This window comes from Kitasatospora purpeofusca (genome assembly GCF_042691725.1).
Taxonomy (GTDB): Bacteria; Actinomycetota; Actinomycetes; order Streptomycetales; family Streptomycetaceae; genus Kitasatospora; species Kitasatospora purpeofusca_B.
Genome location: NZ_CP170483.1, coordinates 6,187,890 through 6,202,296 on the forward strand (window position 1 = coordinate 6,187,890; position 14,407 = coordinate 6,202,296).

The window sequence follows — 14,407 nt, forward strand, 5'->3', positions numbered from 1 at the left end:
GTCCGGGGCCGATAATCGCACCAAAGGCGGGACCGGCGCTGCCCGCGCCGATCCCGCCCGGTAGGTTGTCATCGTGCCGACCCCCATCCGATCCCGCCTGACCGCGCTCGCCGAGCGCCTGCCCTTGGGGGTACCCCCGGCCGACGGCTGGGAGCGGCTGAGGACCGGCTACTGGACGCGGCTGGTGCCGCTGCTGGCCCTGGTCGCCCTGCTCACCCACCTGCCGTCGTTCCTCCGCCCGGTCTGGAGCCCCGACGAGGGCTTCCTGGCCACCCAGGCCCGGATGCTCGCCGACGGCGGCGTGCTCTACGACACCGTGGTGGACCGCAAGCCGCCGTTGCTGCCCTGGCTCTACCAGGCCTGCTTCGCCGTCTTCGGTTCCGCCTCGCTCTGGCCGCTGCGCACCCTGGCGGTGGCCGCCCACCTGGTCACCGCGATCCTGCTGGCCTCGATCGCCCGCGGCCGCTGGGGCGACCGGGCCGGGGTCGGCGCGGGGCTGCTCTACCTGCTGGTCTCCATCGGGCTCTCCCCGGAGGACACCCAGGCGGCGACCTTCGAGGTCTTCATGCTGCCCGCCATGGTGGCCGCCTTCCGCTACGCCGAGCGCCGCCGCTGGCTGGCCGCCGGCATCGCGGTGGCGCTCTGCTCACTGACCAAGCAGACCGGTGGAGCCGTGCTGCTGCCGGTGCTCTGGATGCTCTACCAGGACGCCCGTCGGCGCGGGGTGCGCTGGATCCCCGCCCTGCTCAAGATCGGCTTCGGCTTCACCCTGCCGATAGCCCTGGTCGCGGTGATCCTCACCAAGCCCAAGGGCTTCCTGTTCTGGGTGGTCACCGGCAGCGGCGACTACGCCACGGTCGGCGGCGCCTGGCTGCAGATGCTCGGCCGGGCGCTCGGCAACTCGGCGATCCTGATCGGCGCCGGCCTCGGCTTCCTGCTGCCGGTGGGCCGCCGGCTCTGGCTGAAGCACCGGCACCGCCCGCTGCCGGTCGCCGGCGAGGAGCACGGCTCCACCACCGACCTGTGGATGTGGCTGCTCTCCTCGGTCGTCGCGGTCAGCATGGGCTTCCACTTCTTCGGCCACTACTACCTCCAGCTGATGCCGCCGCTGGTGCTGCTGGGCACCGGGGCGATCGCCACCTCGGCCGTCCGCTGGAAGCCGGTGCTGGCGTACACCACGGCCGCCGCCACCTTCTTCTGGGGCCTGGCGCTGGCCTGGCCGGGGGAGCGGCTGGACCGCACCACCGAGGTCGCCACCGCGGTCGCCGCGCAGACCACCCCCAAGGACACCGTGCTGGTCTGGGGCATGCACCCGGAGCTGTACTGGCTCGCCGACCGCAAGCCGGCCACCCGCTACCTCACCGCGGGCTTCCTGACCAACTACAGCGGCGGCAAGGACGGCAGCCTCAATGTCGGCGAGCAGTTCTCGATGGCCAACGCCTGGCAGACCTTCGACCAGGAGATCGCCAAGAGCCTGCCCGAGGTCGTCGTCGACGACTCCGGCCTCGCGCCCTACCAGCCCGGCATGATCCCGAAGATCGAGAACCTGCTGGAGACCCACTACGAGATGGTCGGCGTCTTCGACGACACCGTCGTCTACCGCCTCAAGCGCTGAGACGGCCCCGTGCGCGAACGGGAAGGGCCCCGGTGACCGATCCGGTCACCGGGGCCCTTCCGCGTTCCTGCTAGGCGGGCACCGAGGCCACACCCGGGGCGAGGAAGCGCTTGCCGTTCACCCGCTCCGAGATGCCCTCGCGGTCCAGGTACGGGGTGATCCCGCCCAGGTGGAAGGGCCAGCCGGCGCCGGTGATCATGCAGAGGTCGATGTCCTGCGCCTCGGCGACGACACCCTCCTCCAGCATCAGGCCGACCTCCTGGGCGACGGCCTCCAGGGCGCGGCCCAGGACCTGCTCCTCGGTCAGCACGGTGTCGCCGAAGGAGAGCAGCTCCAGCACCTCGGGGTCGAGGACCTGCTTGCCGTCCACCCAGGTGTAGAAGCCGCGCTTGCCGGCCTTGACCACCTTGCCGAGGTTCTCGGAGACGGTGAACCGCTCCGGGAACGCGCCGTGCAGGGTCTCCGAGACGTGCAGCGCGATGGCCGGGCCGACCAGCTCCAGCAGCACGATCGGGGACATCGGCAGGCCGAGCGGCTCGACGCCCTTCTCGACGGTGGCGATCGGGGTGCCCTCGTCGATGATGTCCTGGATCTCGCCCATGAAGCGGGTCAGGATCCGGTTGACCACGAACGCCGGGGCGTCCTTGACCAGCACCGAGGTCTTCCTCAGCTTCTTCGAGACGCCGAAGGCGGTGGCCAGCGAGGCGTCGTCGGTCTTCTCGCCGCGGACGATCTCCAGGAGCGGCAGGATCGCGACCGGGTTGAAGAAGTGGAAGCCGACGACCCGCTCCGGGTGCTTCAGCTTCGAGGCCATCTCGGTGACCGACAGCGAGGAGGTGTTGGTCGCCAGCACGCAGGTCGGCGAGACCACGTTCTCCAGGTCCGCGAAGACGGTCTGCTTGACGCCCATCTCCTCGAACACGGCCTCGATCACGAAGTCCGCGTCGCCGAAGGCCGCGGCCTTGTCGAGCGAGCCGGAGACGAGGCCCTTGAGGCGGTTGGACTTGTCCTTGCCGATCCGGCCCTTCTCCAGCAGCTTGTCGATCTCGGCGTGGACGTAGCCGACGCCCTTGTCGACGCGCTCCTGGTCGATGTCGGTGAGGACCACCGGCACCTCCAGACGGCGGGCGAACAGCAGCGCCAGCTGCGAGGCCATCAGACCGGCGCCGACGACGCCGACCTTGGTGACCGGGCGGGCCAGCGACTTGTCCGGGGCGCCGACCGGGCGCTTGGCCCGGCGCTGCACCAGGTTGAAGGCGTAGATGCCGCTGCGCAGCTCGCCGCCCATGATGAGGTCGGCCAGGGCCGCGTCCTCGGCGTCGAAGCCGGCCTGGAGGTCCGCGCTGTCGAGCGTCGCAGTCTTGACCCGGGCGATGATGTCCAGCGCCCGGTACGCGGCCGGGGCCGCCCCGTGCACCTTGGCGTCGGCGACCAGCCGGCCCCAGGCGACGGCGTCGTCCCAGGCCTTGCCGCGGTCGATCTCCTCGCGCACGACGGCCACGTCGCCCTTGAGGACCTCGGCCGCCCAGAGCAGGGACTGCTCCAGGAAGTCGGCCGGCTCGAAGATCGCGTCGGCGATCCCCAGCTCGAACACGTCCTTGCCCTTGAGCTGCTTGTTCTGCGCCATCGAGTTCTCGATGATCACCTTGACGGCCTTGGTCGGGCCGATCAGGTTCGGCAGGATGCTGCAGCCGCCCCAGCCGGGGACCAGGCCCAGGAAGACCTCCGGCAGCGAGAACGCCGGGACGCCCGCCGACACCGTGCGGTAGTCGCAGTGCAGGCCGACCTCGACGCCGCCGCCCATCGCCGCGCCGTTGTAGAACGCGAAGGTCGGGACGGGCAGCGCGGCGATCCGCTTGAAGACCTCGTGGCCGCCCTTGCCGATGGCCAGCGCGTCCGCGTGCTCCTTGAGCAGCTCGACGCCCTTGAGGTCGGCGCCGACCGCGAAGACGAACGGCTTGCCGGTGATCGCGGCACCGACGATGGCGCCCTCGGCGGCCTCCGCCTCGACCTGGTCCAGCGCCTCGTTCAGCTTGAGCAGCGAGCCCGGGCCGAAGGTGGTCGGCTTGGTGTGGTCGAAGCCGTTGTCCAGGGTGATCAGGGCCAGCCGGCCGGCCTGCAGCGGCAGGTCCAGGTGGCGCACGTGCGCGGTGGTGACGACCTCGCCGGGGAAGAGCTCGGCGCCGCGGGTCAGCAGCTCAGTCGTGGTGCTCATGCTCACTTACCACCCTCGAAGTGCGGGTTCTCCCAGATGACCGTGCCGCCCATGCCGAAGCCGATGCACATCGTGGTGAGGCCGTAGCGGACGTCCGGGCGCTGCTCGAAGCGGCGGGCCAGCTGGTTCATCAGACGCACGCCGGAGGAGGCGAGCGGGTGGCCGAACGCGATCGCGCCGCCGTACGGGTTGACCCGCTCGTCGTCGTCCGCGATGCCGTAGTGGTCCAGGAACGCCAGCACCTGGACGGCGAAGGCCTCGTTGACCTCGAACGCGCCGATGTCGTCGATGGTCAGACCGGCCTTGGCCAGCGCCTTCTCGGTGGCCGGCACCGGGCCGATGCCCATCACCTCGGGCTCGACGCCCGCGAAGGCGTAGGAGACCAGGCGCATCCTGACCGGCAGGCCCAGCTCCTCGGCCACGTCCTCGGCGGCCAGCAGCGAGGCGGTGGCGCCGTCGTTGAGACCGGCCGAGTTGCCCGCGGTGATGTTGCCGTGCGGGCGGAACGGGGTCTTGAGCCCCGCCAGGCTCTCCATCGTGGTGCCCGGGCGCATCGGCTCGTCCACGGTGGCCAGGCCCCAGCCGGTCTCGCCGACCTCGGGGTTGGTGTTGCGGATCGAGATCGGCACCAGGTCGGGCTGGATGTCGCCGTTGGCGTACGCCTTGGCGGCCTTCTCCTGCGAGCGCACGGCGTAGGCGTCGCAGCGCTCCTTGGTCAGGTGCGGGAACCGGTCGTGCAGGTTCTCCGCGGTCATGCCCATGAACAGGGCGGACTCGTCGACCAGCTTCTCGGAGACGAAGCGCGGGTTCGGGTCGACGCCCTCGCCCATCGGGTGGCGGCCCATGTGCTCGACGCCACCGGCCACGACCACGTCGTACGCGCCGAAGGCGATGCCGCCGGCGGTGGTGGTCACGGCGGTCAGCGCGCCGGCGCACATGCGGTCGATCGCGTAACCGGGGACGGACTTCGGCAGGCCGGACAGCAGTGCGGCGGTGCGGCCGATGGTCAGACCCTGGTCACCGATCTGCGTGGTGGCCGCGATGGCGACCTCGTCGATGCGCTCGACGGGCAGGTTCGGGTTGCGGCGCACGAGCTCCCGGATGCACTTGACGATCAGGTCGTCGGCGCGCGTCTCGTGGTAGATGCCCTTCGGGCCGGCCTTGCCGAACGGGGTGCGGACGCCATCGACGAAGACGACGTCCCTCACGGTACGAGGCACGGGGGCTCTCCTCCCAGGGACCAACGGTTGGGGTGGGCAGGCTGCCGCTCACCCTCGCACGAAGGGAGGTGGGCGGCGCCGCCTGTCGGCCATGCTACCCGTCGGTAACCTTCCTGCCCAGGCCCGGAGGCCGCATCGCCCGGTGTGTCCCCCGCCACTGTGTTGGTCGCCCGCTCGCCTCCGGGGCGCTTTTGTCCGGCGCCGACGGTCGTCGCTCCCTCGCTCCTTCGTCGCTCCCTCCCTCCTCCCTTTCGGCACCGGCGCGCCCCTTCGGCTCGGGGCGGGGGGCCTTCGGCCCGGGCCGGGGCGGGGCCGCCCGCCGGCCTCCCGCATGGGGCCCCGGGCGAGGGGCATGACGAAGGGGATGCCGCCCTCCCCGGGCGACATCCCCTTCTCCGCTCACTCGCCGCTCAGCCCTGCTGCGCCGCCGCCGTCGTCGTGGCCGCCTTGGCGAAGGCGGCGGCCAGCGCCGGAGCGACATGGTCGACCTGCCACTGGCGGGCGCCGAGCCGCCGCAGCGCCGCGGCCACGTTCGCCGCCGAGGCGTCGGCCGGCGGCTCCCAGGACACCCGGCGGACCAGGTCCGGGGTGATCAGGTTCTCGGCGGGCAGGTGGTGGCGCTCGGCCAGCTCGCTGACCGCGGCGCGCGCCCCGCTCAGCCTGGCGGCCGCGACCGGGTCCTTCTCGGCCCAGGCGCGCGGCGGCGGCGGCCCGTCGTGCGGCGCGGCGGCCGGCGGCAGCTGGTTCTCCGGCACCTCCCGCCCGCGCTGGACGGCGGCCAGCCACTGCTCCAGCTGGCGCCGGTGCACCCGCGGCCCGAAGCCCTGGACGGACTGCAGCGCGGCGATGTTCAGCGGCATGGCCAGCGCGGCGTTGACGATCGCGGCGTCCGACAGCACCCGGCCGGGCGAGACGTCCCGCTCCTGCGCCATCCGGTCGCGGGCCAGCCACAGTTCGCGCACCACGGCCAGCTGGCGGCGCCGGCGCACCTTGTGCAGCTGCGAGGTGCGGCGCCAGGGGTCGGTCCGCGGGGCCGGGCGGGGGGCGGCGGCGATCGCCGCGAACTCCTCCAGGGCCCAGTCGAGCTTGCCCTGGGCGTCCAGCTCCCGTTCGAGTGCGTCGCGCAGCTCGACCAGCACCTCGACGTCCAGAGCGGCGTAGCGCAGCCACGGCTCCGGCAGCGGGCGGGTGGACCAGTCGACCGCGGAGTGCTCCTTGGCCAGGCTCAGCCCGAGCACGCTCTCGGTCATCGGTCCGAGTCCGACCCGGGCGAAGCCGGCGATCCGCCCGGCCAGCTCGGTGTCGAACAGTCGCTGGGGTCTCATGCCCACCTCGGCCAGGCAGGGCAGGTCCTGGGTGGCGGCGTGCACCACCCATTCGGTGTCCGCGAGGGCCGCGCCCAGTGCGCCGAGGTCGGGGCAGGCGATCGGGTCGATCAGCGCGGTACCGGCGCCCGCGCGGCGCAGCTGGATGAGGTACGCCCGCTGGCCGTAGCGGTAGCCGGAGGCCCGCTCGGCATCGACGGCGACCGGTCCGGTTCCCGCCGCGAAGGCGGCGATGGTGGCGGCCAGCGCCTGCTCGTCCGCCACGACCGGAGGGATCCCCTCCTTCGGTTCGAGGAGTGGGACCGGGGCTGCTTCTTCTGGGATGGCTGCTACGGCGTCGGTCACTCCCCAAGGGTACGACGGTCCCCGCGACCGGGAGTGTTGTCGGACTGGTCAGACCGATGCGGGAGGTGCCGCGCCACCGCCCGGCGGCGGTGACCCGGTTCTCCCCAGCGCGCTGCGGCGGCCCCGGAGGAAACGTTCCTCCAGAGCCGCCGCAGCGGCGGGGGTTCAGTGGATGATGCCGGTGCGCAGCGCGACCGCGACCATCCCGGCGCGGTCGCCGGTGCCGAGCTTGCGGGCGATCCGGGCGAGGTGGCTCTTCACGGTGAGCGCCGAGAGGCCCATCGCCACGCCGATCGCCTTGTTCGACTGGCCCTCGGCCACCAGCCGCAGCACCTCCACCTCGCGCCCGGAGAGCTCGCGGTAGGCGGCCTGCTGCGCGCCCGGCGCACCGTGCGCCCCGGGAGCGCCCGGGGCTCCGTGCGCGCCCGGCATGCCCGGCATCCCGGGCCGGCGCATCCGCCCGGCCAGTCCGGCGGCGCCGAGCGGCAGGCCGGGGCGGCCCGGCATGGCCACGTTGGTGCGGGTGCCGGTGACGACGTAGCCCTTGACCCCGCCGGCCAGCGCGCTGCGCACGGCGCCGATGTCGTCGGCGGCGGAGAGCGCCAGCCCGTTGGGCCAGCCGGCGGCGCGGGTCTCGGCGAGGATGGTGAGTCCGGAGCCGTCGGGGAGGTGGACGTCGGCGACGCAGATGTCGCGCGGGGTGGAGACCCGGGGGCGGGCCTCGGCGATCGAGGACACCTCGATCACGTCCCGGACGCCGAGCGCCCAGAGGTGACGGGTGACGGTGTTTCGGACGCGGGGATCGGCGATGACCACCATGGCGGTGGGCTTGGTCGGGCGGTAGGCGACCACGTTTGCGGGGTGCTCAAGAAGGACCGACACCAGGCCTCCTGCGGGAGTGGCGGACGGAACCCCGAGGGGGCGGTCGGAGTGTTCCGCGTTCGGAAAGGGTCACAGTCTGCTTCGGCAGCATCCGTGCCCGGCTTTAGCGAAAGATCACGATCTAGTGAGTCACAATACGGACAAATCGCGCAGATGACTGATGCGACATGCGTGGAATTCGCACAAAATCGATCAGATCCAGCGCAAACCGGTCAGTTCCGAGCGCTTTGTTGACGGAGAGCCGCACTGAAGTCACACTCTGTCAGCCTTGGGGGTGGCGGGGCGTCCACCGGTGACGTCCCGGCGCGCGCCACTCCTCAGTGCGAACGGGGGCGTCGCCGCGCGGGCATCGGGACCACTCCACCGAGTGACGTGACGTCCGCGGGGCCGTGCGGGGCCGGGGAGGCCGGCGGCAGGCCCGCGCTGATGCAGAGCAGGTCCCCCCAGGCCGCCAGGTGCCGCTCGAAGCGGCCGTCGGCCGGCGTCCAGGACGCCCGGATCTCGATCTCGGTGCTCGACGCCCGGTCCGCCAGCCCGCCGAAGTACTGCGAGGCGGACAGCGACACCGTGCCGGAGGGCTCCGCGTACCCGGCGCCGTGCGCCTGCAGCGCGTCCAGCAGCCAGGCCCAGCCGACCTCGGAGATCATCGGGTCGCCGGCCATCTCCGGCTCCAGCTCGGCCCGGGTCATGGTGACCACCCGGAAGTCCCCGTTCCAGGCCTCCTGCCCGGCCGGGTCGTGCAGCAGCACCAGCCGGCCGTCGGCCAGCTCCTCGCCGTCCACCTCGACGGCGGCGGTCAGCGCGAAGGCGTGCGGCGCCAGCCGGCGGGGCGCCGGGGCGGGGGAGAGGACGAGCTCGGGGCGCAGCCGGGCCTCGGAGAGCGCCTCCACGGCGGCCCGGAACTCGCTCGGCGCCGCCTCCCGACCCGTTCCGCCACCTGCTCCGCCACCCTGTGCGGGGTGCCCTCCGACCGCTGCCATGACCCGAAGACTAGGTCGAAAAGCCGGGTAATCGCCGCAACTTCTTCCCGCGCGGCGCGCCGGGGCGGCAATCCGGCCAGATCTTGGAGGAACCCACGAGACCACCGGGACGGCCAGGCCCGGGCCGCGTGCGAAGATTTGGAGCGTGAGCGAGACGACGGCAGACACCCCGGCAGTCCCCCCGACCGGTGCGACCCCCGGTCAGCAGCCCGACGCGCGCCGCGGGGCCGCGCACGACTCGGCGTTCCTGCGCGCCTGCCGGCACGAGCCGGTGCCGCACACCCCGGTGTGGTTCATGCGTCAGGCCGGACGCTCGCTGCCCGAGTACCTGAAGGTCCGTGAGGGCATCCCCATGCTGGAGTCCTGCATGCGGCCCGAGCTGGTCAAGGAGATCACCCTCCAGCCGGTGCGCCGGCACAAGGTGGACGCGGCGATCTTCTTCAGCGACATCGTGGTGCCGCTCAAGGCGATCGGCATCGACGTCGACATCAAGCCCGGCATCGGCCCGGTCATCGCCGACCCGATCCGCACCGCCGAGGACCTCAAGCGGCTGCGCCCGCTGGAGCCGCACGACGTCCCCTACATCACCGAGGCCGTCGGCCTGCTCGTCGACGAGCTCGGCCCCACCCCGCTGATCGGCTTCGCCGGCGCCCCCTACACGCTGGCCAGCTACCTGGTCGAGGGCGGCCCGTCCAAGAACCACGAGAACACCAAGGCCATGATGTACGGCGAGCCCGAGCTGTGGGCCGCCCTGGTCGACCGGCTGGCCGACATCACCTCCGCCTTCCTCAAGGTCCAGATCGAGGCCGGCGCCTCCGCCGTCCAGCTGTTCGACTCCTGGGTCGGCTCGCTCGCCCCGGACGACTACCGCCGCTCGGTCATGCCGGCCAGCACCAAGGTGTTCGACTCGGTCGCCGGCTACGGCGTGCCGCGGATCCACTTCGGCGTCGGCACCGGCGAGCTGCTCGGCCTCATGGGCCAGGCCGGCGCCGACGTGGTCGGCGTCGACTGGCGGGTGCCGCTGAACGTCGCCGCCGAGCGGGTCGGCCCCGGCAAGGGACTGCAGGGCAACCTCGACCCGGCGGTGCTGTTCGCGCCGACCAGGGCCGTCGAGACCAAGGCCCGTGAGGTGCTGCACGCCGCCCAGGCGCTTGGCACCAGCGGCCACATCTTCAACCTCGGCCACGGCGTGCTGCCCAGCATGGACCCGGACGCGCTCTCCCGCCTGGTCGCCTTCGTGCACGAGGCCAGCGCCCGCTGACGCCCCGCGACGGCGGCGGATCCCCGCCGCCGTCGCGCCCGGCGGTCAGGGCGTCCGTCGCTCCTCGGCCTGCTCCGGGCGGTGCTCGGCCGGCGGCGGTGCGAAACCCGGGATCGGCTCCCGGTCCCGCCCGGCGTCCCGCGCCGCACGCGGCCACCGGCGGCGCACCGCCCACACCGCCGCCGCCACCGGAACCACCACCAGCAGGAACGGCAGCAGCGCGGCCACCGTCATGAAGAGCCCGCGCACGATCACGAACAGCACGTGCCAGCCGCCGCCCAGCGCCGAGCCGACCGACGCCCAGAAGCCGTCGTCCTTCTTCTTCGGCGCCGGGGCGTCGGGCTGGGCGGTGTCCTGCTTCGGGCGCACGTCCAGGGTGATGGTGGACAGCGAGGTCCGCGCCGACAGCTCCTTGACCTGCTTCTGCAGCGACTCCAGGTCCGCCTCCCGGCGGCTCAGCTCGCTCTCCAGGCTGACGACCTCGGCCAGCGTCTTCGCCTGCGCCATCAGCGCCCGCACCCGGTCCACGCTCGCCTGCTGGCTCTGCATCCGGCTGTTGACGTCGGCGACCTGCTGCGTCAGGTCCTCCGCCTGGCTGCGCCGGGAGACCACCTCGCCGAGCCCGGCCAGCTGGTCCAGCGTCGACTGGAAGGCCGCCGACGGCACCTTCACCGTGATCTGCCCGCTGGCCGGGGCGACGTCGGCCGACCCGGTCCCGCCGGTGCCGGTGCCGGGGCCAGCCCCGCCGGTGCCGCTCGCCGTCTCGCTCGCCACGTAGCCGTCCGCGGCGAGCGCCAGCGCGCGGGCGCGTGCCAGCGCCTCGTCCACCTTCGCCGTCCGCACCGTCAGCTGCGCCGAGTGGGCGATCTGCCGGGCGTCCACCACCGGGGCCGCCGCGGCCGCCCCGGTCGCCGCGGCCTTGGGCGCCGCCGCCGAGGCGGCCGAGCCCGGCACGCCCGGCGCGGCGTCCCCCTTGGCCGCCTCCCCGGCGGCGGCCTGCGCGGGGGCCGCCGCCGCGTTGTCCCTGACACCGCCACCGCTCGACGAGCACCCCGCCGCCAGCGCGGCGGTCACGGCCACCGCCGCCAGCGCCCCCGCTCTTCGCCGTCCTCTTCCCACGTTCGGGCCCTCCCCGCGTCGACTGTCCGACGTCCCTGCTCCGGGACGCTCGGACCATTCGACGGGGAACGACCCGGATCGGATCCGCCCGGTACGTCGCAGCTTGATCACGGCTCGGCTGCGGACCGGACAAGGCGTCAGACCGCCTCCACCGCGATCCCCGCCCGTCGCAGCAGCGCCGCCGTCACCCCGTCCCCGGGCCGCAGCGTCCCGCCGAAGGTGCCGTCGTACACCTGCCCGCACCCGCAGGACGGGCTGCGCGCCATCAGCAGCGCCCGCCGCGCCCCCGCCGCCTCGGCCGCGGCCAGCGCCGCCCGCGCCCCGGCCACGAACTCCTCCGTGCAGTCCGCCCCGGTCGCGTCCACCACCCGCGCCCGCCCGTCCAGCACGTCCGCCCCGTCCCCGCCCACGATCTCCGCCGCCGGCCGCGGCGTCGGCAGCCCGCCCGCCCCCTCCGGGCACACCACGACCCCGCGCCCCTGCGCCACCAGCTCGTCAACCACCCGCGCCGTCTTCGCCCGCCCGTCGTACCGACACGGAACCCCGGCCAGACACGCACTCACCAGCACCTTCTCCATGTGTGTGAGCCTACGGGGCTCTGCGCCGACCACGGAGTCGCTACCGTGCTGCCCGTGGACGAACTTCCCGAGTGGATGTACCCGCCCCGGCTGGAGGGCTGGTTCGCCGAGGATCTCGACCTCCTGTCACAGGCCCCGCCGCGCACGGAGCTGTGGCACGGCTGCCCGGTGTTCTTCCTGTGGCCCTTGCCGGCCTGGCACGGCCGGGTGGTGAGCGCACTCGCCGCCACCTTGGGCCGCCGGTTGCCGGGCGGGGCGGCCGCCACGTGCGGGGCCGCCGTCACGCTGGACCGGAGGAACCTCGTCAGGCCGGACATCGTGGTCACGAGCACGGCCGGCCGCAGGCGGCTCGCGGCGGACGAAGCCCTGCTTGTCGTCGAGGTCGTCTCCCCGGACTCGGCGGTCGGTGACCAGTGCGTCAAGTTGCGGAAGTACGCCGAGGCCGGGATTCCGCACTACTGGGTGATCGAGGAGGAGGACGGCCTGCCGGTGGTGCACGCCTACGAACTCGACCGGCCGACCTCCGCCTACGTCGCGGCCGGGATCTTCCGGAAGCGGCTGGAGCGGCCGGTGCCGTTCCCGCTCGACATCGACCTCGACGCGCTCGTCCCCGCCCCGAGGGCGAAGCGTGCAGGGGATTGAGGCAAACGTGTAAGGACCTGCGAGACTGCGGAGCATGGCGCAAGCACATGTCGTGGTGATCGGCGGCGGTATCGCGGGACTCACCGCCGCCGCCGTGCTCGGTGGAGCGGCGGGGGAGCCCGCGCGGGCGCGGGTGACGTTGCTGGAGGCGTCGGAGCGGCTGGGCGGGAAGCTGTGGGGCGGCGAGGTCGGCGGGGTCCGGGTGGACCTCGGGGCCGAGTCGATGCTGGCCCGGCGGCCGGAGGCGGTCGAGCTGGCGCGGGCGGTCGGGCTCGCGGAGCAGCTGGAGCCGCCGACCACCGCCAAGGCCGCGATCTGGACCCGGGGCGCGCTGCGTCCGCTGCCCGGCGGGCAGGTCATGGGCGTCCCCGGGGACCTCGCGGCGCTCGCGGACTGCGGGGTGCTGAGCCCCGAGGGGCTGGAGCGGGCCCGGCACGAGGTGGCCGGCGAGCCGGTCGCGGACGACATCGCGATCGGCCGGTACGTCGCCGAGCGGCTCGGCCGCGAGGTGGTGGACCGGCTGGTGGAGCCGCTGCTGGGCGGCGTCTACGCCGGGCACGCCGACGAGATCTCGCTGCGCGCCGCGGTGCCCGCGCTGCTGCCGCTCGCCCGCAGCGGCGGATCGCTGCTCGACGGGGTGCACGAGCTGGCCAACCGGCCGAAGACCGCCGGCACCCCCGTCTTCCAGGGCCTGCGCGGCGGCCTCGGCACCCTGCCGGCGGCGGTCGCCGCGGCCTGCGCCGAGGCCGGCGTCGAGCTGCGCACCCGCACCGGGGTGACCGAGCTGCGCCGCACCGCCGACGGCTGGCGGGTGACCACCGCCGACGGCGACACCCTGGACGCGGCCGCCGTCGTGCTGGCCGTGCCCGCGCCCGCCGCCGCCCGGCTGCTGCGCGCCGACGCGCCGGCCGCGGCCACCGAGCTGGACGGCGTCGAGTACGCCGGGATGGCGCTGGTCACCCTGGCGTTCCGCCGCGCCGACCTGCCCGAGCCCCCGGCCGGCAGCGGATTCCTCGTCCCGCCGGTGGACGGCCGCCGGATCAAGGCGTCGACGTTCTCCTCCAACAAGTGGGGCTGGCTGGAGCGCTCCGCCCCGGACGCCTTCGTGCTGCGCACCTCGCTGGGGCGGCTGCACGAGGAGGAGCCGTTGGAGCTGGACGACGAGGAGCTGGTCGCCCGCTCGCTGGCCGACCTGGGCGAGGCGATCGGTCTGAGCGCCCGCCCCTACGACACCGCCGTCACCCGCTGGCGGGCCGGACTGCCGCAGTACCCGGTCGGCCACCTGGACCGGGTGGCCCGGATCCGGGCGGCCGCCGACCGGGTGGGCGCGCTGGCGCTGTGCGGGGCGGCGTACGACGGCGTCGGCATCCCGGCGTGCATCGCGAGCGCCCGGGCGGCCGTCGCCGGGCTCGACAGAGTGTTGACCCCGCTGACCGGGGCGAACGTCACGGAGAGGACAATGGGCGCATGACTGAGACCGTTGAGCAGCAGGCCGCCGAGCAGCCCGCGAAGAAGAAGGCGCGGGACCTGAACCAGGTCATCCGCTACACCATGTGGTCGGTGTTCAAGCTCAAGGGCGCCCTGCCGGAGGACCGCACCGGTCTGTCCGCCGAGGTCGACGAGCTGTTCGCCCAGCTCGCCGCCAAGGACGTCACGGTGCGCGGCACCTACGACGTGTCCGGTCTGCGCGCCGACGCCGACATCCTGGTCTGGTGGCACGCCGAGGACTCCGACGACCTCCAGGAGGCGTACAACCGCTTCCGCCGCACCGGCCTGGGTCGGCTGCTGGAGCCGGTCTGGTCGAACATGGCGCTGCACCGCCCGGCGGAGTTCAACAAGTCGCACATCCCGGCCTTCCTCGCCGACGAGCGCCCGCGCGACTACGTCTGCGTCTACCCGTTCGTCCGCTCCTACGAGTGGTACCTGCTGCCGGACGCCGAGCGGCGCGCGATGCTCGCCGAGCACGGCCAGATGGCGCGCGGCTACCCGGACGTGCGGGCCAACACGGTCGCCTCGTTCGCGCTGGGCGACTACGAGTGGCTGCTCGCCTTCGAGGCGGACGAGCTGCACCGGATCGTGGACCTGATGCGCGACCTGCGCCCGTCCCGGGCCCGGCTGCACGTCCGCGAGGAGGTGCCGTTCTTCACCGGCCGCCGCAAGCCGGTCGCCGAGCTGCTCAACGGCCTGGTCTGAGCGCGCGACGCACCAGGGAAGGGGCCCCGTCC

12 protein-coding genes are annotated in these 14,407 nt (G+C 73.6%); 5 read left to right on the forward strand and 7 right to left on the reverse strand.

The window, feature by feature from the left end; all coding sequences use genetic code 11:
* Positions 1–73 precede the first annotated feature (73 nt).
* A complete protein-coding gene (locus ACFCLZ_RS26665) occupies positions 74–1,615 on the forward strand; it encodes an ArnT family glycosyltransferase (protein ID WP_380279972.1) in 1,542 nt (513 codons plus the stop codon).
* A 70-nt stretch (positions 1,616–1,685) separates the two neighbouring features.
* On the opposite strand, the gene ACFCLZ_RS26670 is transcribed toward ACFCLZ_RS26665, so the two are convergent.
* The 5 genes from ACFCLZ_RS26670 to ACFCLZ_RS26690 form a co-directional block, all read right to left on the reverse strand.
* The gene (locus ACFCLZ_RS26670; RefSeq protein ID WP_380279973.1) at positions 1,686–3,830 is read right to left on the reverse strand and encodes a 3-hydroxyacyl-CoA dehydrogenase NAD-binding domain-containing protein; all 2,145 of its coding nucleotides are present in this window, start codon (positions 3,828–3,830) and stop codon (positions 1,686–1,688) included.
* A 2-nt stretch (positions 3,831–3,832) separates the two neighbouring features.
* Positions 3,833–5,050 carry a thiolase family protein gene (locus ACFCLZ_RS26675; protein ID WP_380279975.1) on the reverse strand — a complete coding sequence of 406 codons (1,218 nt, stop codon included), beginning with the start codon at positions 5,048–5,050 and terminating at the stop codon, positions 3,833–3,835.
* Positions 5,051–5,460: 410 nt separating this feature from the next.
* Positions 5,461–6,720, reverse strand: a complete 1,260-nt coding sequence (locus ACFCLZ_RS26680; protein WP_380279977.1) for an HRDC domain-containing protein — start codon at positions 6,718–6,720, stop codon at positions 5,461–5,463.
* Between the two features lie 165 nt (positions 6,721–6,885).
* The gene (locus ACFCLZ_RS26685) at positions 6,886–7,602 is read right to left on the reverse strand and encodes a response regulator transcription factor (protein WP_355369198.1); all 717 of its coding nucleotides are present in this window, start codon (positions 7,600–7,602) and stop codon (positions 6,886–6,888) included.
* Positions 7,603–7,919: 317 nt separating this feature from the next.
* Positions 7,920–8,582, reverse strand: a complete 663-nt coding sequence (locus ACFCLZ_RS26690) for a DUF3000 domain-containing protein (RefSeq protein ID WP_380279979.1) — start codon at positions 8,580–8,582, stop codon at positions 7,920–7,922.
* A gap of 247 nt (positions 8,583–8,829) precedes the next feature.
* On the opposite strand from ACFCLZ_RS26690, the gene hemE reads away from it, so the two are divergent.
* A complete protein-coding gene (hemE, locus tag ACFCLZ_RS26695; protein ID WP_380286293.1) occupies positions 8,830–9,843 on the forward strand; it encodes a uroporphyrinogen decarboxylase in 1,014 nt (337 codons plus the stop codon).
* 45 nt (positions 9,844–9,888) lie between these two features.
* Here the strand turns inward: hemE and ACFCLZ_RS26700 are convergent, their stop codons facing one another.
* Both ACFCLZ_RS26700 and ACFCLZ_RS26705 read right to left on the reverse strand, forming a co-directional pair.
* The gene (locus ACFCLZ_RS26700) at positions 9,889–10,962 is read right to left on the reverse strand and encodes a DUF4349 domain-containing protein (protein WP_380279981.1); all 1,074 of its coding nucleotides are present in this window, start codon (positions 10,960–10,962) and stop codon (positions 9,889–9,891) included.
* A 137-nt stretch (positions 10,963–11,099) separates the two neighbouring features.
* Positions 11,100–11,540, reverse strand: coding sequence for a DUF523 domain-containing protein (locus tag ACFCLZ_RS26705; RefSeq protein WP_380279983.1), 441 nt, complete (start codon positions 11,538–11,540; stop codon positions 11,100–11,102).
* A 54-nt stretch (positions 11,541–11,594) separates the two neighbouring features.
* Between ACFCLZ_RS26705 and ACFCLZ_RS26710 the strand changes: the two genes are divergently transcribed.
* Genes ACFCLZ_RS26710 through hemQ form a run of 3 tightly spaced genes read left to right on the forward strand, consistent with a single transcriptional unit; the run spans position 11,595 to position 14,375 of the window.
* Positions 11,595–12,182 carry a Uma2 family endonuclease gene (locus ACFCLZ_RS26710; RefSeq protein WP_380279984.1) on the forward strand — a complete coding sequence of 196 codons (588 nt, stop codon included), beginning with the start codon at positions 11,595–11,597 and terminating at the stop codon, positions 12,180–12,182.
* A 34-nt stretch (positions 12,183–12,216) separates the two neighbouring features.
* Complete coding sequence (hemG, locus tag ACFCLZ_RS26715; RefSeq protein ID WP_380279985.1) at positions 12,217–13,653, forward strand: protoporphyrinogen oxidase; 1,437 nt, start codon at positions 12,217–12,219, stop codon at positions 13,651–13,653.
* Positions 13,650–14,375, forward strand: a complete 726-nt coding sequence (gene hemQ / locus ACFCLZ_RS26720; RefSeq protein WP_380279987.1) for a hydrogen peroxide-dependent heme synthase — start codon at positions 13,650–13,652, stop codon at positions 14,373–14,375. The genes hemG and hemQ overlap by 4 nt, the downstream gene beginning before the upstream one ends.
* The last annotated feature ends 32 nt before the right edge of the window (positions 14,376–14,407 follow it).